16 protein-coding genes are annotated in these 24913 nt (G+C 51.1%); 5 read left to right on the forward strand and 11 right to left on the reverse strand.

Going from position 1 to position 24913, the window contains the following annotated elements; translation table 11 throughout:
- Nucleotides 1-354: 354 nt before the first annotated feature.
- Complete coding sequence (locus H3001_RS06750) at nucleotides 355-2433, reverse strand: tetratricopeptide repeat-containing sensor histidine kinase (protein WP_181214475.1); 2079 nt, start codon at nucleotides 2431-2433, stop codon at nucleotides 355-357.
- On the reverse strand, nucleotides 2418-3059 hold the full coding sequence (locus H3001_RS06755; RefSeq protein WP_178245253.1) for a response regulator transcription factor: 642 nt from the start codon (nucleotides 3057-3059) through the stop codon (nucleotides 2418-2420). The genes H3001_RS06750 and H3001_RS06755 overlap by 16 nt, the downstream gene beginning before the upstream one ends.
- Before the next feature lie 332 nt (nucleotides 3060-3391).
- Between H3001_RS06755 and H3001_RS06760 the strand changes: the two genes are divergently transcribed.
- Nucleotides 3392-5137, forward strand: coding sequence for a phospho-sugar mutase (locus H3001_RS06760; RefSeq protein ID WP_178245255.1), 1746 nt, complete (start codon nucleotides 3392-3394; stop codon nucleotides 5135-5137).
- Between the two features lie 78 nt (nucleotides 5138-5215).
- Here H3001_RS06760 and nudC read toward each other — a convergent pair whose 3' ends face one another.
- Nucleotides 5216-6022: an NAD(+) diphosphatase gene (nudC, locus tag H3001_RS06765; protein WP_178245257.1), complete on the reverse strand. Its 807-nt coding sequence runs from the start codon at nucleotides 6020-6022 to the stop codon at nucleotides 5216-5218.
- A 224-nt stretch (nucleotides 6023-6246) separates the two neighbouring features.
- On the opposite strand from nudC, the gene H3001_RS06770 reads away from it, so the two are divergent.
- From H3001_RS06770 to H3001_RS06780, 3 genes are read left to right on the forward strand one after another with little or no spacing between them, the layout of a single operon-like run.
- Nucleotides 6247-7134 (forward strand): cytochrome c biogenesis protein ResB, encoded by an 888-nt coding sequence (locus H3001_RS06770; protein ID WP_178245259.1) that lies wholly within the window; start codon nucleotides 6247-6249, stop codon nucleotides 7132-7134.
- On the forward strand, nucleotides 7131-7922 hold the full coding sequence (ccsA, locus tag H3001_RS06775; protein WP_181214476.1) for a cytochrome c biogenesis protein CcsA: 792 nt from the start codon (nucleotides 7131-7133) through the stop codon (nucleotides 7920-7922). The genes H3001_RS06770 and ccsA overlap by 4 nt, the downstream gene beginning before the upstream one ends.
- Before the next feature lie 26 nt (nucleotides 7923-7948).
- Nucleotides 7949-9325, forward strand: coding sequence for a cytochrome c peroxidase (locus H3001_RS06780; RefSeq protein ID WP_181214477.1), 1377 nt, complete (start codon nucleotides 7949-7951; stop codon nucleotides 9323-9325).
- A 129-nt stretch (nucleotides 9326-9454) separates the two neighbouring features.
- Here H3001_RS06780 and H3001_RS06785 read toward each other — a convergent pair whose 3' ends face one another.
- Nucleotides 9455-11593, reverse strand: a complete 2139-nt coding sequence (locus tag H3001_RS06785; protein WP_181214478.1) for a Tex family protein — start codon at nucleotides 11591-11593, stop codon at nucleotides 9455-9457.
- 282 nt (nucleotides 11594-11875) lie between these two features.
- Here H3001_RS06785 and H3001_RS06790 point away from each other — a divergent pair, with 282 nt between their 5' ends.
- Nucleotides 11876-13984: a M3 family metallopeptidase gene (locus H3001_RS06790; protein WP_181214479.1), complete on the forward strand. Its 2109-nt coding sequence runs from the start codon at nucleotides 11876-11878 to the stop codon at nucleotides 13982-13984.
- 143 nt (nucleotides 13985-14127) lie between these two features.
- Here H3001_RS06790 and H3001_RS06795 read toward each other — a convergent pair whose 3' ends face one another.
- The 7 genes from H3001_RS06795 to H3001_RS06825 all read right to left on the reverse strand — a co-directional run bounded on the left by H3001_RS06795 (nucleotide 14128) and on the right by H3001_RS06825 (nucleotide 24898).
- The gene (locus tag H3001_RS06795) at nucleotides 14128-14988 is read right to left on the reverse strand and encodes a ChaN family lipoprotein (protein ID WP_246368518.1); all 861 of its coding nucleotides are present in this window, start codon (nucleotides 14986-14988) and stop codon (nucleotides 14128-14130) included.
- A 45-nt stretch (nucleotides 14989-15033) separates the two neighbouring features.
- A complete protein-coding gene (locus tag H3001_RS06800; RefSeq protein ID WP_181214480.1) occupies nucleotides 15034-17901 on the reverse strand; it encodes a M16 family metallopeptidase in 2868 nt (955 codons plus the stop codon).
- A gap of 267 nt (nucleotides 17902-18168) precedes the next feature.
- Entirely contained in the window at nucleotides 18169-19443 is a 1275-nt protein-coding gene (locus tag H3001_RS06805; protein WP_181214481.1) for a DUF4929 family protein, read from the reverse strand.
- A gap of 22 nt (nucleotides 19444-19465) precedes the next feature.
- Nucleotides 19466-20845, reverse strand: a complete 1380-nt coding sequence (locus H3001_RS06810; protein ID WP_178245273.1) for a RagB/SusD family nutrient uptake outer membrane protein — start codon at nucleotides 20843-20845, stop codon at nucleotides 19466-19468.
- A gap of 35 nt (nucleotides 20846-20880) precedes the next feature.
- Nucleotides 20881-23922, reverse strand: a complete 3042-nt coding sequence (locus tag H3001_RS06815; protein WP_178245275.1) for a SusC/RagA family TonB-linked outer membrane protein — start codon at nucleotides 23920-23922, stop codon at nucleotides 20881-20883.
- A gap of 47 nt (nucleotides 23923-23969) precedes the next feature.
- A complete protein-coding gene (locus H3001_RS06820; RefSeq protein WP_178245277.1) occupies nucleotides 23970-24299 on the reverse strand; it encodes a DUF2149 domain-containing protein in 330 nt (109 codons plus the stop codon).
- A complete protein-coding gene (locus tag H3001_RS06825; RefSeq protein WP_178245279.1) occupies nucleotides 24296-24898 on the reverse strand; it encodes a MotA/TolQ/ExbB proton channel family protein in 603 nt (200 codons plus the stop codon). The genes H3001_RS06820 and H3001_RS06825 overlap by 4 nt, the downstream gene beginning before the upstream one ends.
- Between the last annotated feature and the right edge of the window lie 15 nt (nucleotides 24899-24913).

Here is a 24913-nt window from a genome sequence, read left to right on the forward strand (position 1 = left end):
ATGTCCAACTGATAGGATTATATGAAAAAACACAGAAAAAGGGCAATAGCAATGGCATATAAAGTGATTATACTCTATCGACTTTATATGCCACCTTACTTTTTAGGGACATTTACTGAATATCCCTATGGGAATTCTTTTTTATGAAAACTGTTCTATCTTTGTGATAGAAATAATTTATCTATATCTTCATTTTAAGAAGGTTAGTGCGGAGGAAGGTGTACATGGCTTAATGAATCATCCCTTGTCTGTCTTTATTCGATTCGTAACGTGGCCTTCCTCTTAAAAAGATTTGCTTTGGGCATTTCTGTTTTTAGGCGTAAATTCAGAAATTGCACCAAAGCAAATTATTTTTTATGCCCCGAACGGGAACCATATATGGATGAAGGTTCCTTTTCCTTCGGTCGATTCGATTTCGTAATGTCCCTGAAGCTTGCTGGTACGTTCTTTGACGCTTCTTAATCCCAGTCCTTCGTGCGAACTGTATGTTCCGTTGCCGGGGAACCCTTTTCCGTCGTCTTCAATGATGATATCGATATTCTCCTGTACGATGCTGACGGTGACATACGCGTTCTGGGCATGGGCATGCTTGAGGATGTTTGAGATACATTCCTGGATGATTCTGTAAATGTTCAGGACTTTGTCGGAAGAGATTTTCAGTTTACTGATATCCTCCTCTATATAGGCATGGATTTTCAGGTTTTCCTGGTGTTTCAGCCGGTCCATGTAGATGGAAAGTATCTGGTGCAGACTGATGTGGTCGAATACCGGGGTAGACAACTGGTGTGACAGGGTTCTGAGGCTTTCCCGTATGGACTGGATCTGTCCGGTCAGTGCTTCGGTGCTGGTCTGGTTGACACTCATCTGCATGGACAGCAGTTCGTTGCAGATGCCGTCATGCAATTCCCTGGAAATCCGGTTGTTGCTGTCCTCCAGCCCGTTGAGGTACTGGTCGGTCATCTTTTTGTTCATCTCACTGACCAGCAGCTGGCTTTGCATTTCCTTTTCCTTGATCTGTTTTTCCAGTTCCATCTGCTTGAACCGGAAGGCAATCCTTCTTTTCCGCATGCTGATGACCAGGATGATGATCAGCAGAACCGTGGCAGTCAGTACTCCGACAGCGGTATAGATTTTGGTCTGATACGCATTCTTCTGTTCGGCCTGTATGTTCTTGAGATGTACAATCTGAAGGTCTTTCTCTTTGGTCTTCAGTTCGGCCTCGAATCCCGACAAACGGTTGTGGAAACTTCGGGTCTGGAGGTTCTTTTCGGCTTCATGCGCCTCGAGTGCCAGTGCATATACCTTGGCCGGATGATTGAGTCTCATTTCCGCTTCCGAAAGTGCGAACAACGACTCCACCAGCAGGCGGTTCGGATTTTCCCGGTAAAAGTTCACGGCCTTAGTGAGGTACTGATGGGCCTTGGTAAGCGAATCGGTATCATGAAGCAGCATATATCCATAAAGATAATCAAGGTTGGCCTTGTTGTATTCATTCGAAGTCCGGTCCTTGTATTTCATGGCTTTCTGGTAGTACTGTATTGCCTGCCGGGTTTCTCCCAGTTCCCTGAATGCCCGTGCGTAATTGGTATAGACATACAGCTTGAGTCCGTCGGGCATGTTTTCCTGTATCTCCTGACTGGCCACCTGAAGACTGTCGAATGCATTCTGGACCCGGTTGTGGTTAATGAGCAGAATGGCATGGTTGCACAACTGCGAAATGTGAACGATACGCGAGTCGATGGAAGTCGTATCTACCGGATAGGAAAAGATACGGCGGGAAAACTGTATCGCTTTTTCAAATTCTTCCAGTTCGTTGTACAGTACCGAAATATTCGACAGGATAATGGCCGACAAGGGATAGTTGTGCTGGCTTTCCGTAATGTTCAATGCCTGTTTATACGAAGAAATGGACTTGTCCAGCATGAAAGACTTCCGGTTGATGGCCCCCGACAGGTTGTAAGATTCTGCCATATAGGTGGAATCGTTGAGCGCTTCAAAAATCGTGATTCCTTCCTGAACGTAATTCCTTGCCGAATCCAGCTGGTTGCTTTGCCAGTATCCGAAGGCTCTTTCGTAATTGGCAATGCCTTCCGAAACCGTTACGGAATGCCGTTCTGCCGGTTTGAGTGATTGGGCCTTGAGCTGTTCAGTCTTCTTCAGGGCTTTGCTGAATACGGTCTGTGCCTGAGAATAATCACCTTTGGCATTGAGATAAGTACCGTAGGTGATGTCAATGTCCAGTGCCAGGAACAGGTCGTTGCGGTAATCGGGGTGACGGACTGCCAGCTGGTATACAGAATCCATCCGGGCATATTCTCCATTGTCTCCGAAAGTCTCAATCAGCTGACTGAAACTGGTTTTCTCGGCCCGGCAGACAAGACTTCCGAGCAGGCATATCAGTAATAAGGTAATTTTTTTCACTTTTTTATCCATCCTTTTATAAAAGCTATACGCATGAGGTGCGAAACATTGGTGGCTCCGCTTTTTAATAATATGTTTTTTCGGATCGTATCAATCGTATTCTTGCTGAGGTTCAGTTTCTGTGCTATTTCGTCGGAAGTAAGTCCGCACGAGAGCATATCGATTACTTCATTTTCTCTCGGACTGGGCACATACGTGATGGAGTCGGATACAGACTGGTCTCCCATGATGGACAGTATGATGTTCAGGGCAGTATGGGAATAATACTTGTTCTGACTGACGAGTATGGATTCTACCGCTTTGGTGATTTCATCTGTCTTGTCATTCTTTATCACGATTCCGCTGACTTCCGCCTTGATCAGCAGCTTGATGATCCAGAATTCGGTGTGCATGGTATAAACCACGACGGGTATATGAATTGATTTTCTTTTTAAATAATTGAGGATGTCCAGTGCCGTCTGATTATCCAGTTCGTAGTCGACTATCAGCAGGTCGCAAGGCTGACTGTTCAGATAGTTGTATAGTTCAGGCGGACGGTTCCCGGTACATATCTGATATTTGTTTTCCTGTTCAAGCAGATGTTTTAATCCTTCTGCTATGATGGGATGATTATCAAGAATGTAGATTGAGCTTCTCATGATTTTGTGTAAAGAATGTCTGTTTTTCCGATGGCAAAGATGCAACATAAAATTGTGTTGTGCAAATAATGCGGGCAGTAATGTGTCCGGCCATTCCCTTGCGCCGGAATGAGCCAATGTAAAAGAAGAATCTTTGTTTTTGATAATGAGGTTTGAAAATAAGAAGAAAGTAGTAAATCCTTACACTAAAATTACTAAACGGGCTTTTTATTGGCTTATTTGGGAAAAAACTTGTGTCGAATAATTAGGATAATTACAATGAATGGCTTACTTTTGTGTATTGCTAAATACTTAAATCACGGAAAACATTAACAACATAAATTTGAAAAATCATGGAAAATGAAGAATTGATTAAACTGTGTTCTGACAAGGCTCAGAAATGGTTGACTCCGGCTTACGATGCCGAAACTCAGGCAGAAGTGAAACGCATGCTTGAAAATCCAGATAAGACTGATTTGATCGAGGCTTTTTATAAGGACCTGGAATTCGGAACAGGTGGTTTGCGTGGTATCATGGGTGTAGGTTCTAACCGTATGAATATCTATACCGTAGGTGCTGCCACTCAGGGATTGTCAAATTACTTGAATAAATGCTTTGCAGGCAAGAAAGATATCAGTGTAGTAGTAGGACATGACTGCCGTAACAACAGCCGTCTGTTTGCTGAAATCTCTGCCAACATCTTCTCTGCAAACGGTATCAAGGTATATTTGTTCGAAGACATGCGTCCGACTCCGGAAATGTCATTTGCCATCCGTCACCTGGGATGCCAGAGCGGTATTATTCTGACTGCTTCTCACAACCCGAAGGAATACAACGGATACAAGGCTTACTGGGACGACGGTGCTCAGGTATTGGCTCCTCACGATAAGGGTATCATTGACGAAGTAAATAAGATTGCTTCTGCTTCTGACATCAAGTTTGAAGGCAACAAGGAACTGATCCAGATCATCGGCAAGGAAGTGGATGATGAATACCTGCGCATGGTTCACACCATTTCTATCGATCCGGAAGTCATCAAGCGTCAGAAAGACCTGAAGATTGTCTATACTCCTATCCACGGAACAGGTATGATGCTGATTCCGCAGTCTCTGAAATTGTGGGGCTTCGAAAATGTTCACTGTGTAGAAGAACAGATGGTGAAGAGCGGTGACTTCCCGACAGTAGTATCTCCGAATCCGGAAAATGCGGAAGCACTGACCATGGCTATCAACCTGGCCAAGAAAATCGATGCCGACATTGTGATGGCTTCTGACCCGGATGCCGACCGTGTGGGTATGGCTTGCAAGGACAGCAAGGGCGAATGGGTACTGATCAACGGTAACCAGACTTGCTTGATCTTCCTGTACTACATCATCAAGAACCGCATCGCAATGGGTAAGATGAAAGGTAATGAATTCATCGTGAAGACCATTGTGACTACTGAACTGATCAAGGCTGTTGCCGACAAGAATCATATTGAAATGTACGACTGCTATACCGGTTTCAAATGGATTGCACGTCAGATCCGTCTGAACGAAGGTGTAAAACAGTACATCGGTGGTGGTGAAGAAAGCTACGGCTTCCTGGCTGAAGATTTCGTACGCGACAAAGACGCCGTTTCTGCTTGTTCTTTGCTGGCTGAAATCTGTGCCTGGGCTAAGGATCAGGGCAAGACACTGTATGATGTATTGATGGAAATCTATGTAGAGTATGGTTTCTCTAAAGAAGTGACTGTCAATGTAGTTAAACCGGGTAAGAGCGGTGCCGATGAAATCAAGGCCATGATGGAAAACTTCCGTGCATGTCCTCCTAAGTCATTGGGTGGTTCTAAGGTAGCCTTGATGAAGGATTACAAGACATTGAAGGCAACCGACGGAGAAGGTAATGTAACTGCACTGGATATGCCGGAACCTTCTAACGTACTGCAGTTCTTCACAGAAGACGGTACCAAGGTTTCTGTACGTCCTTCAGGAACAGAACCGAAAATCAAGTTCTATATGGAAATCAAGGGTGAAATGGGATGTCCGAAGTGCTATGCCAGCGCTGACGCGGCTGCTATGGAAAAAGTGGAAGCCGTTAAGAAAGACCTGGGTATCTAATTTGACTGAAGGCTTATCATAACTCATCACAGACCGGCTTTTCCGAGGGTGGAAAAGCCGGTTTTTTTATGTCCCTATCTAGATTTTTCCTTCCAGCCAGGCATCGATCAGTTTTCGTGCGATACTGAGTTTCTTGGGGATTTCCGGAAGATTGTCTTTCCGGTAGAAGTTGCCTGCGCTCAGCTCTTCATCCTGCAGTTTGATGGTTCCGCTTTCATACTCGGCACTGTATCCGATCATGATACCGCTGGGATAGGGCCAGGGCTGACTGCCGAAATATTTCAGGTTCTTGATCCGGAGCCCGGTTTCTTCCATGACTTCCCGGTGTACGCATTCCTCCAGTGTTTCTCCCGGTTCCAGGAATCCGGCTACCAGTCCTTTGAAGGTTCCCCTGAAATTACGGGCATGTACCAATAATATACTGTCTTCTTTCTTGATCAGTACAATCACCGCCGGTGAGATGCGGGGATAGAATTCCTGCCGGCATTCCGGACAGCGCTTGGCTATGGGGGAGACCTGTGTGGTCGGTACTCCGCACATCGGGCAATAGCGGCTGTTCTTGTCCCAGTTCAGTATCTGCGAAGCCTTTCCGGCCTTGTTGTACTCCTCTAAAGGCAATACGTCGTAAGAAGCCCTCAGGTCTTTCATCATCCGCGGACTGTCTTCGTTGCCGGGTACCGGGTGGTATATCGCATAGGTTTTGGCCAGGTATTCGTTCAGGTAACCGATGGTGTGTATGGTGCTTCCTACGGGAACTTCAGTCGGGGGAAGGGAAGAACAGGGAATGTGGTATCCGTCTGCTTTTTTTTCAATCAACACTTGTCCGTTGTTGAAGACAAACCAGGCACAGACGGGAGCCTCTTGTGTTACATCGTCTTTTTTCATATCTGTAGATGAATTATGTCACGCAAAAATATAACTTTTTGCAGTTTTTCCCAAATTCCGGAAAAAGTGCCGGAAAGAAAGGATTTTCATTGTAAAACTGAGAAATTCTTTCCTGTAACGGGAGGAAATACACAGGTTGTAATAAATACAATTTTTGTTAATTGAAAATTTGAATACATTAATGAAAACTTATATATTTGCATCCAGAAACTAACAAAACTATAATGAGACGGGCTGAAACTATATTTTTCACAGGATATCTGGCGGTAGCTGCCTTGCTTCAGGTAGCGGTGGGGAATCTACCTTTCCGCTTTTTCGCCTATCCGGTCAATTTACTTGTAGCGGCATTATGGCTTTTTGCTTTGTGGATGTGGTATAAGGATTACCGCGAAGGACGGGCCATCCGCTTTTTACTGTCTCCTTCCATGACGGTATTTACCCTGGTGTCGTTTATCGCCGGTTGCATGGTGATCGGTCTGTTCCCTCAGCTGTCGGCTGAAGAAGCGGCTGCGAAAACCGGTTTGTGGGGAAGCCTGGGCTGTTACGACTTCATGACCTCGTGGATATTTGTCTCAATATTGTTCTTGCTGCTTACCCATTTGGCACTGGTGACCTATCGTGGAGCATTCAGAGCCCGGAAGTTCCGCTGGCGCTTTGTGGCCAATCATGCGGGACTCTGGCTGGCCTTGTTTGCCGGATTTTTCGGTTCGGCCGACTGTCAGAACCTGCGTATCCCGGTACTGAAGGGAGAGGCTTCCAGCCGGGCATATTCGATGGACGGTAAGGTGGTTTACCTGGATTATGAGCTGGAACTGCTGAGTTTTGATGCGGATTATTATGAGAACGGCATGCCCCGTCATTATGAAGCGGAGGTACGTGCCGGAAAGGATACGGCCCGTCTAGAGGTCAATCATCCCTATTCCTATCGCTGGGGAGAGGACATTTATCTGACAGGCTATGAGCGTAAAAGCGGACAGACTGCCTATTGTGTGCTGCAGATTGTCCGCCAACCCTGGAAGTACGTGCAGCTGGCAGGTATCTTGCTGACGCTGATTGGAGGCGTACTGCTGTTTGTTGAAGGACCGGTGAATAAAAAGAAGTTGCAGAAATGATTACATGGGATAATTTTATTTGGTTTGTGATACCGGCTGCTGTCTGCTGGCTGGCCGGAGCGTTGGTTTCCCTGCGTACCGATTCGCGCAGTAAGGCGGCCTTGTGGCTTACCCTCTGCGGTACGCTGGTATTCTCGTGTTTTATTGCCGGTCTGTGGATTTCCCTGCAGCGTCCTCCGTTGCGCACCATGGGTGAGACCCGTCTGTGGTATTCTTTCTTCATGGGTATTTCGGGAATGCTGACTTACTGGAGATGGGGATACCGGTGGATCTTGTCGTTTTCCACGGTGGTAGCAGTGGTCTTCTGCGTCATCAACCTGCTGAAGCCGGAGATTCACGACCAGTCGCTGATGCCGGCGCTGCAGAGTGTGTGGTTTATTCCGCATGTGACGGTATATATGTTTTCGTATTCCGTACTGGGCTGTGCCTTCATGCTTTCGTGTGTGGGACTTTTCCGCCACGAGGAGAGCTACCTTTCCATGGCCGACGAACTTATCTATACCGGAACGGCCTTTCTGACGGTAGGAATGCTGACCGGAGCCATCTGGGCAAAGGATGCCTGGGGAAATTACTGGAGCTGGGATCCCAAGGAGACCTGGGCAGCGATTACCTGGGCGGGGTATCTGACGTATATACACCTGCGGCTTTGGGGAAAGTCAAGGCCCCGTACGCTGTATCTCATTCTCATCGGAAGTTTCCTGACACTCCAGATGTGCTGGTACGGGGTGAATTACCTGCCGGCGGCACAGCAGAGTGTGCATTTATATAATCGGACAGCAACTAATTGATTTTTTGATCATAAAAACAAAGAAACATGAAAAAGCAGATCTTTTTGGCCGCTTTGGTGATTGTCGCTGGCGGTGCAGTAACTTATCGTTTGGTGAATCAGCCGCCTTCGGCGGATTTGCCGGCCGACAAACAGATGTTGGAATTGTTGACAAATTCGGGATGTATGGAATGTCACGTGGCAAATCCGAAACTTCCTTTTTATGCTTCTCTGCCTTTGGCGGGTGATTTGGTGAGAGAGGATATCCGTCTGGGATACCGTTCGTTCGATATTGCACCGATGGTGGCTGCCATTGAGGCTGGAGGAAAGGTTTCGGAAGTGGATTTGGCAAAGGTGGAAAAGGTAATCCAGGACGGTACCATGCCTATGGCCAAGTATTACCTGGTGCACTGGGGATCTTCGTTGATTGATTCGGAAAAGACTCTGGCGCTCGACTGGATCCGTAACACACGTGCACAGGCTTATCCGAACCGCCTGGCTGCTGCCGATTTTGCCAACGAGACGGTTCGTCCGGTGGAAGATTCAGTGGCAGTAGACATGCGTAAGGTGGTACTGGGTGACTTGCTGTTCCACGATGTACGTCTGTCGGTCGACAATACGGTGTCTTGTGCAACCTGCCACGCGCTGAATACCGGTGGTGTCGACAACAAGCAGTTCTCGGAAGGTGTAGGCGGACAGAAAGGTGGAGTGAATGCGCCGACTGTCTTCAACGCACACTATAACTTTGTACAGTTCTGGGACGGACGTGCGGCTACCCTGGCTGCTCAGGCCGGAGGACCTCCTTTGAACCCGGTTGAAATGGCACATAAGTCGTTCGATGATATCTGTGCCCGCCTGAACGAGGATGAAGGTTTCAAAAAGGCCTTTACCGAGGTATATCCCGACGGTATTACCGAGGCGAACATTACCGATGCCATCCAGGAGTTCGAACGTACGCTGCTGACTCCGAATTCACGTTTCGACAAGTACCTGAAAGGGGATATGGCTGCACTTTCTGCTGAGGAAATTGCCGGATACGAATTGTTCAAGAAGTACAACTGTGCAACTTGTCACGTGGGTGAGAACCTGGGTGGACAGTCGTACGAACTGATGGGTATCAAGGCGGATTATTTTGCCGACCGGAATACGGAAATCACTTTCGAAGACCACGGACGCAACAAGGAGACGAAGACGGAACGCGATATGCACCGCTTCAAGGTGCCCGGACTCCGCAACATCGCACTGACGGCTCCTTATTTCCACGACGGTACCAAGCAGACTTTGGAAGAAGCCGTGCGTGACATGGCCAAGTACGAGGTGGGCGTGAACCTGAGCGAAGAGGAAACGGCTCGTCTGGTAGCCTTCCTGCACACACTGACCGGTGAGTATAAAGGAAAGTTGCTGACGAATGACAACCTGAAATAATTTTTTGTTGCAATAGTTTTAAAATAGGAAATCCCGGACTTGCTGACTGCAAAATCAGTAATGTCCGGGATTGTTTTTTTGTGGTCTGTCCTTCCGGCGGGAAGGTGACAGACCGTTTTCTTCCGTTGGTTATTTGCTCAATCCTTTCATGGTCAGCTGGATGCGCTTCCGTTCGTGGTCGATGCTCAGTACTTTTACGCGTACGTGCTGATGGATGCTTACTACGCTGGTCGGGTCACTGACAAACTTGTCTGCCAGTTGTGAGATGTGCACCAGACCGTTTTCCTTGATGCCGATATCGACAAAGCAGCCGAAATTGGTGATGTTGGTCACGATACCCGGCAGTTCCATACCTTCCTGCAGGTCGTCGAGCGTACGTACGTGCTGGTCGAACTGAAAGACCTCAATCTGCTGGCGCGGGTCGCGTCCCGGTTTGTCGAGTTCCTGCAGGATATCGGTCAGTGTAGGCAGTCCGACCGTATCGCTGACGTAATCTTCTATCCGTATCCGGCTGCGCAATTCCTTGTCGGCTATCAGGTCTTTCACCTTACACTTCAGGTCTTTGGCCATCCGTTCCACAATGGCATAACTTTCCGGATGCACGGCCGAATTGTCCAGCGGGTTTTCGGCTCCCGGTATGCGGAGGAAACCCGCACATTGTTCAAAGGCCTTCGCTCCCATGCGGGGTACCTTCAGCAGTTCCTTGCGGGAGTGGAAGGCTCCGTTTTCCGTACGGTAATCCACGATGTTCTGTGCCAGGGTAGGGCCCAGGCCGGACACATAGGTCAGCAGGTGCTTGCTCGCAGTGTTTACGTTGACACCTACCAGATTTACGCAACTTTCTACGGTCTGGTCGAGCGATGCCTTCAGCTTGCTCTGGTCGACATCGTGCTGATATTGTCCCACTCCGATGGATTTCGCATCAATTTTGACCAGTTCGGCCAGCGGGTCCATCAGTCTTCGTCCGATGGATACGGCTCCTCTGACGGTTACGTCGTAGTCGGGAAATTCTTCACGGGCGGTTTTGGAGGCCGAGTAGATGGAGGCCCCGTCTTCGCTGACCACGAATACCTGGATTTCCCTGTCGTAACGTTGTGCGGTTACAAACTGTTCCGTTTCCCGGCTGGCTGTTCCGTTACCGATGGCTATGGCTTCAATCTTGTACTGTTCCACCAGCTTGACCAGCTTGCGGGCGGCCAGTGCGGTTTCCGATTTGGGGGGATGCGGATAAATGGCTTCGTTGTGCAGCAATGCTCCCTGTGCATCCAGGCAGACCACCTTGCATCCGGTGCGGAATCCCGGGTCGATTCCCATGACACGCTTCTGTCCCAGAGGAGCTGCCAGCAGGAGCTGACGGAGGTTTTCGGCAAAGACACGGATGGCTTCTTCATCGGCCTTTTCCTTGCTCAATGCGGCAAACTCCGTTTCGATGGCAGGCTTGAGCAGTCGTTTGTAGGCGTCGCATACGGCCTCTTCCACCTGTGCCGCACAGTCCCCGGTACCGCGTACATACTGGCGTTTCAGGCGGTCGGTGCATTCCTCTTCATCGGCAGGGGTGATGCCGACCTTCAGGATGCCGTCGGCCTCACCGCGGCGCAGTGCCAGCAAGCGGTGAGAGGTACAGCGCTTCAGCGGTTCGCTGAAATCGAAGTAATCCCGGTATTTCAGTGCCGCTTCTTCTTTTTCCTTTCCCTTCACCACCTTGGCCGAGATCACTGCCTGACGTGAAAACTGGTTGCGCATCAGGTTGCGTGCGCGTTCGTCCTCATTCACCTGTTCGGCGATGATGTCTCTGGCTCCTTTCAGGGCTTCCTCTTCGTCTTTCACTTCGCCTTTGACAAAGCTCCGGACCTTGGCCGGGAGGTTCTGTTCGCGCTGCATCATCAGCAGTACGGCCAACGGTTCCAGACCTTTCTGTCGGGCTGCTTCCGCGCGTGTCTTGCGCTTGGGCTTGAACGGCAGGTAGATGTCTTCCAGAGCCGTGCTGTCCCAGCATTCGGCAATGCGCCGGCGAAGTTCATCCGTCAGTTTTCCCTGTTCTTCGATGGTCGACAGAATGGTTTCTTTCCGCTTGGCCAGTTCGCAGAACTTCTCATAGCGGGTATTGATCTCGCCAATCTGCACCTCATCCAGTCCGCCGGTAGCCTCTTTACGGTAGCGGCTGATGAACGGGATGGTAGCTCCTCCCTGAAGCAGTTTCAAGGTATTCTCAACACGATGTGCCGGCAGTTTCAGGGCAGCGGCAATCATCGGAATAAATTCTTCCATACTGAAATCTGAATAATTGATTTTTTAATGAATATAAATTTGACAATCTGTTGTTTACTGTGCTTTCTCCGGCAGACAGGGCAGTTTCCTTCCGGAATTCCGGTAGCCTTTCCTGCGGTTTTCCGTGCCTTTGTCCGTGCGGGGAGAATCAAAAGTTCAAAGATAGCATAATTTTTGATATGCGACGGTCGGGGAAGGGGCAAAATCCGGTTTTTATTATTTCGCTTTTTTGTGTATCTTTGCCCCTTGGGTTTATAATTTAGTCAAACATTTTATTTTTCTATGAACAAAACTTGGTTAATCGCCGGACTGTCACTGGCTCTCTGTGCCTGTGGCGGTTCACAGAAGAAAGAGGTACAGGAAAACCCTTTCTTTACGACGTACACCACTCCGTTTGGAGTGCCTCCTTTTGAAGACATTCAGCTGGAACATTACAAGGAAGCCTTTCTGAAGGGAATGGAAGAACAGAAAAAGGAAGTGGAAGCCATTATCAATCAGCGCTCCATGCCCGATTTCGACAATACCATTGCCGCACTTGACGAAAGCGGAAGTCTGCTGAATAAGGTCAGCTATGTATTCTTCGGACAGAACAGTGCCAATACTTCCGACGAGATGCAGGCACTGAGCCGTGAGATGTCTCCGCTGCTTTCTCAGCACAGCGATGACATCAACTTGAATCCGCGTTTGTTCGAACGTGTAAAGCAGGTTTACGAACGCAGGGCAGAACTGGGCCTGAACAAGGAACAGGAGAAGTTGCTGGAAGAGACTTACAAGGGTTTTGTCAGAGGCGGTGCGAACCTGGATGCGGAGAAGCAGGCCCGCCTGCGTGCACTGAACAGCGAGATTTCGATGCTGCAGCTGACTTTCGGCCAGAACATGCTGAAGGAAACCAATGATTTCCAACTGGTGGTTTCCGACTCTAAAGATTTGTCGGGTCTGCCTCAGGCATTGATCGACAATGCGGCAGCGGCTGCCAAGGAAGCCGGAAAAGAAGGAAAGTGGGTATTTACCCTGCACAATCCGAGCGTGATGCCGTTCCTGCAGTATGCCGACAACCGGGCGTTGCGTGAACAGATTTTCAAGGCTTATATCAACCGCGGCAACAACGGCAATGCGTCTGACAATAAGGAAGTGGTGCGCAAGCTGGTTCAGAAGCGTCTGGAAAAGGCACAGCTGATGGGCTATAAGGACTATGCTTCGTTCGTGCTCGAAGACCGTATGGCGCATAATTCGGACAATGTATACCGCCTCTTGAACGAGGTATGGACTCCGGCGCTGAAGAAGGCTAAGGAAGAATTGAAGGACATTCAGGCAGAGATTGCCAAGAGTGGGGAAAGCTTCGAGGCTGAAGGCTGGGACTGGAGATATTATTTTGAAAAAGCCAAAAAGGCGAAGTTCAACCTCGATGAGAATCAGGTGCGTCCGTACCTGCAGCTGGATCAGGTGCGCGAAGGAGCTTTCTATGTAGCCAACAAACTGTATGGCATTACCTTTACCAAACTGCAGAATATGCCGTTGCCGCATCCGGATGCAGAAGCGTTCGAGTGCAAGGATAAGGACGGAACTTCTCTGGGTGTGCTTTATATGGACTATTTCCCGCGTGCAAGCAAGCGTGGCGGAGCCTGGTGTGGACAGTACCGTCCGCAGACTTATGCGGAAGGCAAGCGCCTGGGTCCGGTGGTTACCATCGTATGCAACTTTACGCAGCCGGTGGAAGGCCAGCCGGCTTTGCTGAGCCCGGATGAGGCTACCACATTGTTCCATGAGTTTGGTCACGGACTGCATAATCTCTTCCGCGACGTACATTACCTGGGTGTAGCCGGTGTACCCCGTGATTTCGTGGAGTTGCCTTCACAGATTATGGAGCACTGGGTGTTCGAACCTGAAGTGCTGAAGGTATATGCCAAGCATTATCAGACGGGTGAGGTGATTCCTGCCGAACTGATCGAAAAACTGGATAAGAGCGGCAAGTACGGACAGGGATTTGCTACGGTGGAATACCTGGCAGCTTCTTTCCTCGATATGGATTATCATGTGCTGACTCAGGTGCCCGACGACCTGGATGTGATGAAGTTTGAACAGGAAACGCTGGCTAAGCGCGGATTGCTGAAGCAGATTCCGGCACGTTACCGTACGACTTACTTCAACCATACGATGGGTGGAGGGTATACGGCCGGTTATTACAGCTACATGTGGGCTGAGGTGCTCGACGCGGATGCGTTTGCGGCATTCAAGGAATCGGGAGACCTGTTCAATCAGGACCTGGCTACGAAGTTCCGTACTTATGTACTGACTCCGGGAGGCATTGACGATGCCATGGATATGTACAAGAACTTCAGAGGAAAAGAGCCTGGAACAGAGGCACTGATCAAGAACAGAGGTTTGAATTAAGACGTGAATACGTACCGGAGGATTTTTGCTCCGGTTTGCATAAAGAAAAGCGAAGGGGCAGCTGGTCGGATATCAGCTGCCCCTTTTCATTGATCCTGCCTGATTTGATTTATCTGTCTGCCGGGGAATGCCGGCACGGAGAATCAGTAGCTCGTGCTCATGTCTTCGGGAACACAGATGTAATAATCCGCTCTTCCCAGATGTTCCTCCTCCAGCTGACTGATGTCTTCCTGCCGTACCGCACAGACCGTTTTCAGTGTAGTCCCCGGACGGTATTCCAGCAAATAGGGAATGATGCCGCCCCGACGGTCGGAATGAAAATTACCGTTGAAATGCAGGAACTTATGCCGAAGGTTACGGGCAATGAACCATGCCATGGTCGCATCCTTTACCGCCTGTGCCTGTGCCAGAAACTCCGGCTGTGCTCCTCCTTTTCCCAGGGCATGCATCATGCCGAACATTCCCTCCTGTTCCGGTTGTGCTTCAAACCGGAGAGGCAGTGGAGGAAGGTAGCGCCGGGCTTCCTCCGAGAGCGAGTCCAGGTATGCCAGGCCCTTTTCCTTGACCACATTCGCATAGCGGCGCGGCACATTCGTCGCCACGAACGGAATGCGGTGCTCCTTGGCAAAAAACACAAAGGGATAATAGTCGGTGCTGTAGTTGGGCCACAGCCTGGCTTCCTCCTCAAAGCGTTCGTACGAAATGGTACGGTGCATGTATTCGTCCATGATCAGCTGGTTGTCGGCTTCGAACATTTCCGCTCCCAGGGTCAGTGAATCGCCGTGCAGGGCATACAGCGAGCGTGTAATCTCCAGTTCCAGCCAGTGCGTAATGGCACAGTTGTGTATCTCGCCGATGAAGACCACCTCCGGTGCGGCCAGTCCTTCAATCAGTTCGTCGTATCCGATTTCCTTTCCCTGCGCATCAAACAGGGTATAGGCTTTCTTGTAACCGCTTTGGGCGCTCAGGCTGCATGCCGTGGCACACAGCAGTCCCAATATCATACTTATCTTTTTCGCAAATAAGGTCATAAACTGTTTTCTCATAAGTCACTTAATTGATGAGTTATACTTCAAATGCTTTCCCTGATAGAGCAGGATGTAGCGCTTTGGGTTCAGGTATTTCCTGAATGCCTGCTGCATCCGTTCGGGAGTAATCCTGTGCAGGCAGTCCGCATATTGCTCGAAATCGTCCAGCGACTCCCCGTTCTTCAACTGGTTGACCAGGGTGTTTCTCCATTCCGAAGGGGCATCGTCACTGAGGACCTGCCGCTTCGTCACCAGAAACGAACGTTTCATGTGTTCCAGTTCCTCCCGGCCGATGGGGTGACGCTGGAGGTCGGAAACGATTTGCAGCAACAGGGTTTCTGCCCGTTCTGTATTGGCCACCTCCACCGATGCCGACAGGTCGAAATAATAGGTCTGCTGCGGGATTCCCTGATAGAACAGCGACACATACGGCGAATACACGATGTTCTCTTCCTCGCGCAATACCTGGAGCAGTCGTGCCTGCAGGACATCTCTTACCAGTTTCAGGGTCAGCGTCTCGGTCAGCGAGGGAGTGTAGTTTCCTCCGAACACATATTCCAGCAAAGTCTGGGTCTCATTTTCGTTCGGGAAAGCCTCCACATAGGTTTTCTGTGGAAAATGGAAAGGGCGGTTATGATACTGCTGAGGCGGAACCGACACTTTCATCCGCCCGAACGTAGCCACCAGTTGCCGTTTCACAAGTTCCGGTTCGAAATTTCCCGAGATGACCAGCGTCATCCCTGCCGGACAGGTAAACAGCGAACGGTAATAAGCCGCCATTTCATCCAGATTCAGTTCCTCGATATCCTTCCGGGTGCGTGGCGGAATCTGCACGGTCTGGGCACTGCCCGTCAGCGAGTCCAGCCGCTGGCTTAACATCCGGTCGGAAGCCCTTTTCAGCATCTGTCCCAGTACGGTCTCTTTCCCGAATCCTTCCAGCTCTTCCTGACGGATTTCCTCAAAATCCCCGTACCGCAGTTCCGGAGCATGCATCTTTTCAAACATCAGGTTGAACAGTTCCTGCGAACGTTCCGCCGGAGCCATGCCCATCAGCTCATGCCAGTGGTTGCCGATGGAAAGGTTCAGGGAGATTTCCTCCTGACTCATGTAGGCCGTAAGCGTATCATAGTCTACCGCCGCAATGCCTCCCATTTCCATGTATCCTGCCGCTCCTTCCAGCCGATGATAGTCCCTGGCCGGCAGATCGGCGGTACCACCCCTTGCAAAGGCCGTGAGATACAAGGTCTTCTGTGAGTCCGTGGTCGGACGCAGCAAAATCCTCATGCCGTTTTGCAGTCTGATTTCCTGCACCTTCATGTCGGGGTAGACCTTTTCTTCCAGTACCTCCTCCGGACGGAAAGGATGAGCCTTCGACAGGCACAGGGGAGTGTCCTGCTTCGGAACCTCACACTGGTCCAGTTGGAAGACAAAGGTTGATACAGGCAACCGCTTTCCGGCTTCCCAAGCCTCTTCCACCTCCTTTTCGGTCAGTTTCTCACAGCCTTTCCCATTGTTGCGGTAGGCCACCAGCAAATGCTGTTGCTGAAATCCGAGCCATTCGTCCAGCATCTCCTGCAGGGTCTCGCTGGTGGTCTGTGCCAGCAGTTCTTTCAGGCGCTCTCTTTCTCCGGCGGAATGGATGTACCGTTCGCCCGAGAGTACATAGTCGGTAAAATCCTCACACCATTGAGACGAGGTTTGTCCGTCAGAAACCTCCGGCAGACTTTCCAGCAGGCCGGCCAGTCCGTTTTCCATTTCGTTCGGACAAAATCCTTCTTCTGTCACATAATGCAGTTCACCGCTCAGGCGGGTAAGCTGTTCCAGCAGGTCCGCTTTGTCCTTACCCGAAAGCGACAGTACAAAGTGGTTCTTGTCCGACAGGTACCAGTTGTCTGATACCGAAGCAGACATTTTTCTCAAGTCCAGCCGCTTGTTCAGCATCCTCACCAGCAGCCGTCCCTGTTCTTTCCGGCAGGTGCCGGTCAGGTCCTTTCCCACCACTCCCGGATGGGGAATGATCAGCTCCAGTTCGGAATTCCGGGGCAGACTGTCTCTGACTTCCTGTATCCGGATTCCCCCGTCGTAGGTCAGCGGATACGTACAATATCCCTTGACCGGGCGTGCTGGAAGGTCTCCGAAGAGTTTCCGGATGCTGCGTTCCGTCTGTGCAGGGTCTACACAGCCCACCACTACCAGACTGGCCAGCTGGGGCGTATACCATTGGCGGTAGAAAGCCTTCAGTTTGTTCCGGTCGATGCGGCAGATGTCTTCGGCACTTCCGAGCGGCATGCGCGAGGCAAAGCGGTTTTGTCCGATCTTGAGGGAATAGAAAGGGTCCCCAATGTCATATCCCCTCAGTTCTTCGAGAATCACTCCCCGTTCCTTCCGGGTACGTTCTTCCTCAAAACGGATGCCGCTCAGCCAGTCTTTTACAGCCAGCAGGGTACTGTCGGCGATTCTTGTGTCGGCTGGATTCATCGGAACGGTGAGCATGAAGACGGTACGGTCGTAGCCGGTCACCGCATTGATGTCCCGGCCGTATTTCATTCCCAGGCTTTCGAAATACTCAATCATGGAGCGGCCGGGGAAATGACGGGTACCGGCAAAGGCCATGTGCTCCAGAAAGTGGGCGGCACCCAACTGGTCGTCTGCCTCCTGTGCCGATCCGAGTCGCATGATGAGGCGGAATTCGGCGGTATGGGCGGGACTCCCGTTGGGCAGTATCAGGTAATGCAGTCCGTTGGAGAGCCGGCCTTCGGTTGTGTTTGCCGGAAGTGAGATGCTGTCGGCGCCTATGAACGGGGCTGCCTGCACGAACTGTGCACAAAGGATGCCAATTCCTCCCAGTATACCAGGCAGACAGCGGCGGATATGGTTTGTTCGTTTCATTGAAAGTTGACTTTTTAAGGGTTAATTCATGTGCATCAGGGCAAACAAAGAGAAAAGTATAACAGAATATATTTTTCTCCGGGCCGTCAACTGAATGATTAACGGTTGGGTTTTATCAGTTCACGGCGCTGATTATAAAATCCGCACCGGAAATCCAATTGCTTGTCCTGAAGCGTGCTTCTTTTCATCTACGCAGGATGACTTATGTCTGTAAAAAGATTACAGAATGTTTTTCCGGAATCTTTTGGCATTTGCTATTCCGAAGCCTTACTCACGGGATTTTTCCGGTTGCTGCAGCGTGTAGACTGTCCGGATCTGTGTATAGCCTCCCGAAGAAATCTGGCAGTCCCAGGGAAAAATGAAACTGAGGGTCCCTTTTTCCAGATTGTATGAGGCAGTGGGAGTCACAAAGTTTCCTTCTTCCCATCCGTCGCTGTCCAGGTTCGAATAGGTCAGGTGGAAGACCGGGTTCAACTGATAGGCTTCGGGGGCCTCTTTCAGCGGTTTTTCTACCGTCACCTCTCCTTCGCGGAAAGTATAGGTTGCCTGTTTTTCTGCCTCCTGAAGAAAGCGGTCCCACGCACTGAAGTGGTACTGGAAAGGCACCACCGTAGTCCAGGTAGGTTCAATCTCATGCTCCTCGTTTCCGGGGGAGGTCATGACCGGTTTCAGGAAGGTTACCTGCTGTTTCTGCGGAAGAAGGCGGATTTCATCCAGCACCGCCTCAAAGGTTTCCTTTTTCTCGTCGTATCCGATGGCTTTCAGGATGGCGGCAGGTTCCGGATTGTTCACCTCGTCTTTCCAGGTGGCATTGTCTACCGTACATCTCCGCATCATCTCCCACAGGAAGTCGGTCATGCCTAATGGGTTGGATACCATTTTCAGCACAGGAAGGTCGGCGGTGGCGTGTTCACTCAGGGTGATGACGGAGGTTCCTTCGTAGGTACGTGTATCCTCGTTGTCGTACAGTACCCCCAGGTCGCCCGAATTGAAAGTCACTGTCGTGCGGCAGGAAAGTCGGCCCATGAAGCGGAACAGGTCCAGTCCCCACTTTTCCTTGTATCCCGCTATCAGTTTCAGCTGGGCTTCACTCAGTTCCGGAATCTCCTTTCCCGGTTTCACGATAATAGGCAGTTCGTTCCAGGGCTGCATGCGGGCATCGGTGAAGGAGCGCACGCGCAAGGTTACGGTGTGCGGTTGCTGAAGTACTCCCTTGCCGTTGGAGCAGACGGCTATTTCAGCCGTTTTCTCACCGGCTTTCAGGACAATCTCCGGTTGCTCCAGCCGGAGCACCTCTTCCTTGTTGTCGGCCAGTTCCAGGGTGATGACTGCATCTTCTTCCAGGGTATTTGCCAATAGCAGTGTCACCGTCACCGGGCGTTTCTCGTCCTCATTCAGTGAGGGGTTTCCCTTGACGGACAACTGGATATAGTTGTGGAAATGACTGCGGTAATCTTTCTCGTCACTGCACGAGCCGACCAGCATCAGGCACCACAGTCCTACCAGCAGTCGGGCCGCCGGCATCAGTATTCTTCTATTCATAATCGTTTCGGTTTAGAGACAGTTAATTAGTGACAGACCGGGGCCAGCCCTCGTTCTGGGTGACCTGCTCGTTGTAGCGGTACTCCGAACGGGGGATGGGGAAGGTCCAGCGGTAGTCGTCGGCAGCAATGGCGGCAACCGACTGTGTGCCCCATACGTCCTTCCTTTCCAGGGGGACGGTGCGGGTACGCTTCAGGTCGAAATAGTTGCTTCCCTCTCCGAGAAACTCCTTGTATTTCTCTTTCAGGATGGCCTGGGTCAGTGAGGCACCCTTCAGCGAAGCTGCGAGCGTTTCGGCACCGCAGGCCTGGAGGTACGTATTGATCCGTGACCGGGCCGCTTCTTCTTTTCCCTCCGTCCGGCTGTAGGCCTCGGCTGCGATGAAGACGGCTCCGGAATAGCGCATGACATTGATGTACGTGTTTTTGAGCCCCTCCTTGTGGTTCCGGTTGTACTTGCCGAACAGCATGCGTTCGCTGCCGTCCAGGGAAAACGGATACAGGGTATAGGCTTTCCGGTTGTCTTTGCCGGAGAAGTCCAGTTCCGGATTGACGCCGAAATAATCGCCTTCTTTCTCCTTGTACTGAATGTCGGTATAATAGTTGCCCGAACTGTAGAAGGCGAAGATGCGCCCTTCAAACTGGCCTTCCTGCCAGAGCTTGGAATTGTTCCGGTACATCTCTTCGGTGGCCTGCTTCAGTACCTCTTCGGCAAAGGCCGCTGCCGCACCGTAATTTCCGGCATACAGTTCCACTTCGGCCTGCAGATACTTCACTGCCTGTTGCGACAGCCATCCGTTGGCCGATGGCCGGTTGGCAATTCCTGCTACCTCCTTCAGTTCGCTTCGGATGAATTCCGTGCACTGACGGATGGAGGAGCGGGGAGGGAACTCCAGTCCTGCCTGCGATTTCAGAACGATACCGTCCGCTTCCGGATTACTGCCGTAAGCCGGGGCAAACAGTCGCAGCAACTGGAAGTAACACAGGGCCCGCAGGGTCTTTGCCTCCGCATATACGGCCTGTTTCTGACCTTCTTCTTCCGTACTCCCAGTCAGTACCTTATCCAGCCGCTCCAGCAGTACGTCACAACTGGCGATGGTATTGTAGTATCCCAGCCAGAGGGTCTCGGCGGTCTGCGTGATTTTATCTTCCCGCCACAGGTAAAGGTTTTTCAGGTCGATGTGATAACTGATAAGCGAGGCCGGACAGAAATCGTTGCCCAGTACCGACAACTCAAACTCATAGTGCGGATAAAGCATGTAGGCAGAGGTCAGCAGCGAGCGGGCCGACTGGACGCTGGTAATCGCGTCGGGGTCGGAATACTGGTCGGCTGGCGGAATATTCAGGGTACAGCCACTCAGGCAACACAGCAGGGTGGCAGATAGTAGTATTTTTTTCATCATAGGACGTTCCTGTTTTTAGCACTTGGTGCGGTGACTTAAAAGGTAAGGTTGACATTGACCGTATAAATGGGCTGCTGACTTCCGGCGAGGGTGCCGCTTTCGGGGTCCGACTCGCTGTAGGCTGTCCAGGTAAAGAGATTGGACCCCTGCAGGGCCAGACTGGCGTATTTCACAAACGGAAGGTTGCGGCGGAGGAAACGCGACGGCAGCCGGTACCGGAGAGAAACCATGGAAAGCTTCAGGTAGTCGCTTTTTCCTACCGTCAGCGAGTTGGAGTACAGGCTCAGGTTATCCTCTGCCGTGGCATTGGTATAAAACGGATTGGAATATGCTTTTTCCTCGTCTCCCGGCTTGAACCACATTTTCTCCGTCTGCCCCGACACTGCGTTCCGGTGGGCATTGTCCTGATTGCGCACGTAAGAATAGTTGAACGGCTGGATGCCTCCCTTTACGTAATACATGTCGGCATTCAGGTCGAACGACTTGTAACTGAGACTGAAGTTGATGCCTCCCGTACAGGGGGGAGTCAGGTGACCGAGGGCCACAATGTCTTCCGCCTCGAGTACCTCACTTGCCTGTTTTTCTCCTCCGTCGGCCGTCCGGAACACCGGATAGCCCGTGAGCGGATTGATTCCCAGCGAATGCGGTCCGTAGAGCATGTCGAAAGCCTTTCCCACCTCGTAATCGGGCAGGAGCGACTGCTCACTGATGTAAATCTTGTCGGCATAATAGAGGTCGAGCACCTTGTTGCTGTTGTATGAAAAATTGACTCCCAGACTCAGCAGCCAGTCGCCCTTGTCCAGGATACGTCCGTTGACCGCAATCTCATACCCCTTGTTCTGCAGCACTCCGATATTCCGCTGCAGGGAAGTGTATCCCGTAGAAGAGGGGATAGGCACATCCAGCAATGCCTGCTCCGTACGCCGGTTGTACCAGTTGAGACTGATGTCCACCCGGTCGAAGAGACCGATATGCAGTCCCACATCCACCGACTTGGTCTGTTCCGGCTTCAGGTCCTTGTTGTACAGCGTAATGAAATCCAGCGGCCGCTGGTTCTCGTAACTTCCGTTCGAAAAAGCAAAGGTAGCGACCGTAGAAGACACCGATACACCGCTCAAATTGGCCGTATACCCATACGATGCCTTGAGGTTCAGGTAAGTCAGCACCTTCTGGTCTTCCAGAAACGCATACCGGGTAGGCGTCCATCCCGCACTCACCGCCCAGGCACTGTTCCAGCGCTTGTCGGCCGGCAGGATGGAAGAAGCATCCGCCTTGTACGTCGCATACAGGTCGTACGTACCGTCGAACGTATATCCGAAGACCCCTCCGAACCCCAGTTGCGCACTCTTATCCTTCAGTCCGCTAACCGCCGGTTTCCGGTTGCCCGAAAGCGACTGGTTGATGGCCGACGACGAATTGATGGTTCCCACTCCGTACCCCGTAATTCCCACATTGTCCAACAGTGTCAGGTAATAATCCATGTTGGCCCCCACTGTCAGGTCGTGCTTTCCGGCAAATACCCGGTTGTAATTGACACGCACGTTGGCAGAGAGATTGGTAGTCACGTTCTTGGATTTTTTGTAGATGCCCCGTTCGATTTCCGGTACTCCGATGGTCGTTTCCGAATACGAAGTGGAAGGAGTGAACTGCTGGACTTCCCCCAGGAGAAAATCCAGTCCGGCTACCGCAGCGACATCCAGTCCCGCCAGCGGATTCAGCGTCAGTGTCGCACTTGCCCCTGCATCCTTCGCAGTACTCTGTTCGCTGTACTGGTTCATCAGGTCGAAATAACTCCTTCCCGGATAAGAAACCAGTTCGGCACCGTTGGGCTGCTCATACGGATTCAGGTTGTAAATCAGTGCCGAAGGGTCGGAGGAAGTACCGTTGGGCGTATCCGTACGGGCATAACCTCCCGTTACCCCCATCATCAGGTAACCTATCTTTCCGAGCCGCTGGTCGAGGTTCAGGCGCATGCTCATGCGCTGCTTGTCGTTGCCGGGCAACCGTCCTCCCTGGCGGGTATAATTGGCCGACAGGTAATAAGAAGTCTGTTCACTGCCTCCACGCAGGCTGACATTATGTTTCTGGTACAGGTTGATGCGGAGCAGCTCCTTGAACCAGTCCGTCTGAATCCCCCTCAGCGAATCCAGCCGGGCTTCACCGTAGCGGATCATCTCCTGCAGGTCCGGTGCATCGGGATAATACTTCTGGTAATAATCGGCACTGTACCGGTAACCGGGCGTAGCCGGATTCTGCAACAGCCGTTCCAGTTCCAGCTTTTCGGCACTGTCCATCATCTTCACTCCGCGCCGTCCGCGGGTAGTCACCCCCATATCCATGCTGTAGGTTACCGTAGTATGTCCGTTGCTCCCCCGGTGGGTACTGATTTCCAGTACTCCGTTGGCTGCCTTGATGCCATACAGGGCACACGAAGCCGCATCCTTCAGTACTTTGATATCCTTGATGTCGGCCGGGTTGAGGTTATAGAAGGTCTCCGGACTGATGACCTGTCCGTCCATTACGTACAGCGGTTCGTTGGTGGTGTTCCCCTTGCGCAGCGAAGTGTTGCCGCGGATACGGATGCGCGGGTCCGAACCCAGGTCGCCGGTATTGGTAATCATCAGTCCCGGAACACTTCCCTGCAGGGCTAGTCCCAGGTCGATCATCGGCTTGCTTTCGATTCGCTTCAGGTCGACCGTCTGCACCACTCCCGCTTTTGCCCGAAGGTCAATCTCGTTGATGTTGGTCTTGGCGGTCACCACCACTTCCTCCATCTGATTCATGTCTTCGGTCAGTTGCACGTCCAACTGCCGTTCACCGTTGTAAGTGACCAGTTTCGGCTTCATGCCGATAAAGGAAAACTTGAGTATCGTTCCCTTGTTCCATTTACCGATGAGCTCATAACGGCCTTCCGCATCGGCAATGGCACCGTACGAAGTATTGCCTGCCTGAACGGTTGCCCCGGGCAGCGGCTGATGGTCTTTGTCAAAAATCTTCCCTGTCAGACGACGAGTCTGCGCACCTGCCAGCAAACATCCCCACAGGAGAAGAAAGCATATGAATTGTCTTGCATACATGATTTCATTTTTTTCGTTTAGTTTTTGAATGTGAAAGCCGGTTTTGTCTACTCCTCCGGTACGTAGATAATCTCTCCGTTGTCCAGTTCGTAAGCAATTCCCACCTTCTTTCCTTTCTTCCCGTTTTTCGACGACTGGTCCTGGCTGGGGGTATACTTGTTGATTTTTTCTCCCTCCTTGGTAATAATCTCCATATTCTCCTTTCCGGGGTTCTTGACCATCGTGAAATCCTCCTGACTGAACATTTCTGTCATGTTGTAGCGGCTTACCAGGGCCACCATCAAGGCTACGGCAAATACCATGGCCACATCGAACAGGTTGCTGACCACGCTCATCGGGTCGTTGTCTTCTTCTCTCTTCAATAAATTCCGCTTCATGATTCCTTCTTGTTTTCGTTCAACAGTTCAGCCAGAAACTCCAGATGGGTCATGTCCTGCAAATACCAGCGCTGCTTTACCTGCTGGGTGATGAACCCGATGGCAGCCGCAAACAGTCCGACTACCGTAGTGGCAAAGGCTACCTGCATGTTGTAGGCCATGGACGAAATGTCTCCGGTCGACAGTCCGACGAGGGCCGGACCCATCGGAATCAGCGTACCCATCAGTCCCAGCATCGGCCCCATCTTGCTGAGTGTCTTAGAGATAGCCAGGTCCTTATCGGCCATGATCTCGTAATCGGCCAGCAGGCGCTGCCGGTGTGCCTGACTCTTTCCGGTTTCCAGCATCCGGCGGATGTAGCCGATGACCAGGGTTCCCGCGCGTTCGGGCAGCCGTTCACCCAGTCCGGCAACCGTATCGGGAGTCAGCTGGTCGAACTCTTGCTTCAGCAAGGCTTCGGTTTTCCGTATGGCTACATACTGTCCGAAGAAACTGCCGATGAGCAGGAGCGAACGGATGAATAAGATAATCAGCAACACGATGACCGGAACCAGCAGTCCGGTAGAAATCCAATATAAAATGTCTGAGATGTAGTTCATAATGATTCAGTTTAA

Origin of the sequence: Phocaeicola faecicola (assembly GCF_013618865.1) — a bacterium.
GTDB lineage: Bacteria > Bacteroidota > Bacteroidia > Bacteroidales > Bacteroidaceae > Phocaeicola > Phocaeicola faecicola.

Excerpts from the sequence above, each read along its gene's own strand:
- H3001_RS06750 (WP_181214475.1), bottom strand. The coding sequence starts at position 2,433 with ATGGATAAAAAAGTGAAAAAAATTACCTTATTACTGATATGCCTGCTC.
- H3001_RS06755 (WP_178245253.1), bottom strand. The coding sequence starts at position 3,059 with ATGAGAAGCTCAATCTACATTCTTGATAATCATCCCATCATAGCAGAA.
- H3001_RS06760 (WP_178245255.1), top strand. The coding sequence starts at position 3,392 with ATGGAAAATGAAGAATTGATTAAACTGTGTTCTGACAAGGCTCAGAAA.
- nudC (WP_178245257.1), bottom strand. The coding sequence starts at position 6,022 with ATGAAAAAAGACGATGTAACACAAGAGGCTCCCGTCTGTGCCTGGTTT.
- H3001_RS06770 (WP_178245259.1), top strand. The coding sequence starts at position 6,247 with ATGAGACGGGCTGAAACTATATTTTTCACAGGATATCTGGCGGTAGCT.
- ccsA (WP_181214476.1), top strand. The coding sequence starts at position 7,131 with ATGATTACATGGGATAATTTTATTTGGTTTGTGATACCGGCTGCTGTC.
- H3001_RS06780 (WP_181214477.1), top strand. The coding sequence starts at position 7,949 with ATGAAAAAGCAGATCTTTTTGGCCGCTTTGGTGATTGTCGCTGGCGGT.
- H3001_RS06785 (WP_181214478.1), bottom strand. The coding sequence starts at position 11,593 with ATGGAAGAATTTATTCCGATGATTGCCGCTGCCCTGAAACTGCCGGCA.
- H3001_RS06790 (WP_181214479.1), top strand. The coding sequence starts at position 11,876 with ATGAACAAAACTTGGTTAATCGCCGGACTGTCACTGGCTCTCTGTGCC.
- H3001_RS06795 (WP_246368518.1), bottom strand. The coding sequence starts at position 14,988 with ATGATATTGGGACTGCTGTGTGCCACGGCATGCAGCCTGAGCGCCCAA.
- H3001_RS06800 (WP_181214480.1), bottom strand. The coding sequence starts at position 17,901 with ATGAAACGAACAAACCATATCCGCCGCTGTCTGCCTGGTATACTGGGA.
- H3001_RS06805 (WP_181214481.1), bottom strand. The coding sequence starts at position 19,443 with ATGAATAGAAGAATACTGATGCCGGCGGCCCGACTGCTGGTAGGACTG.
- H3001_RS06810 (WP_178245273.1), bottom strand. The coding sequence starts at position 20,845 with ATGATGAAAAAAATACTACTATCTGCCACCCTGCTGTGTTGCCTGAGT.
- H3001_RS06815 (WP_178245275.1), bottom strand. The coding sequence starts at position 23,922 with ATGTATGCAAGACAATTCATATGCTTTCTTCTCCTGTGGGGATGTTTG.
- H3001_RS06820 (WP_178245277.1), bottom strand. The coding sequence starts at position 24,299 with ATGAAGCGGAATTTATTGAAGAGAGAAGAAGACAACGACCCGATGAGC.
- H3001_RS06825 (WP_178245279.1), bottom strand. The coding sequence starts at position 24,898 with ATGAACTACATCTCAGACATTTTATATTGGATTTCTACCGGACTGCTG.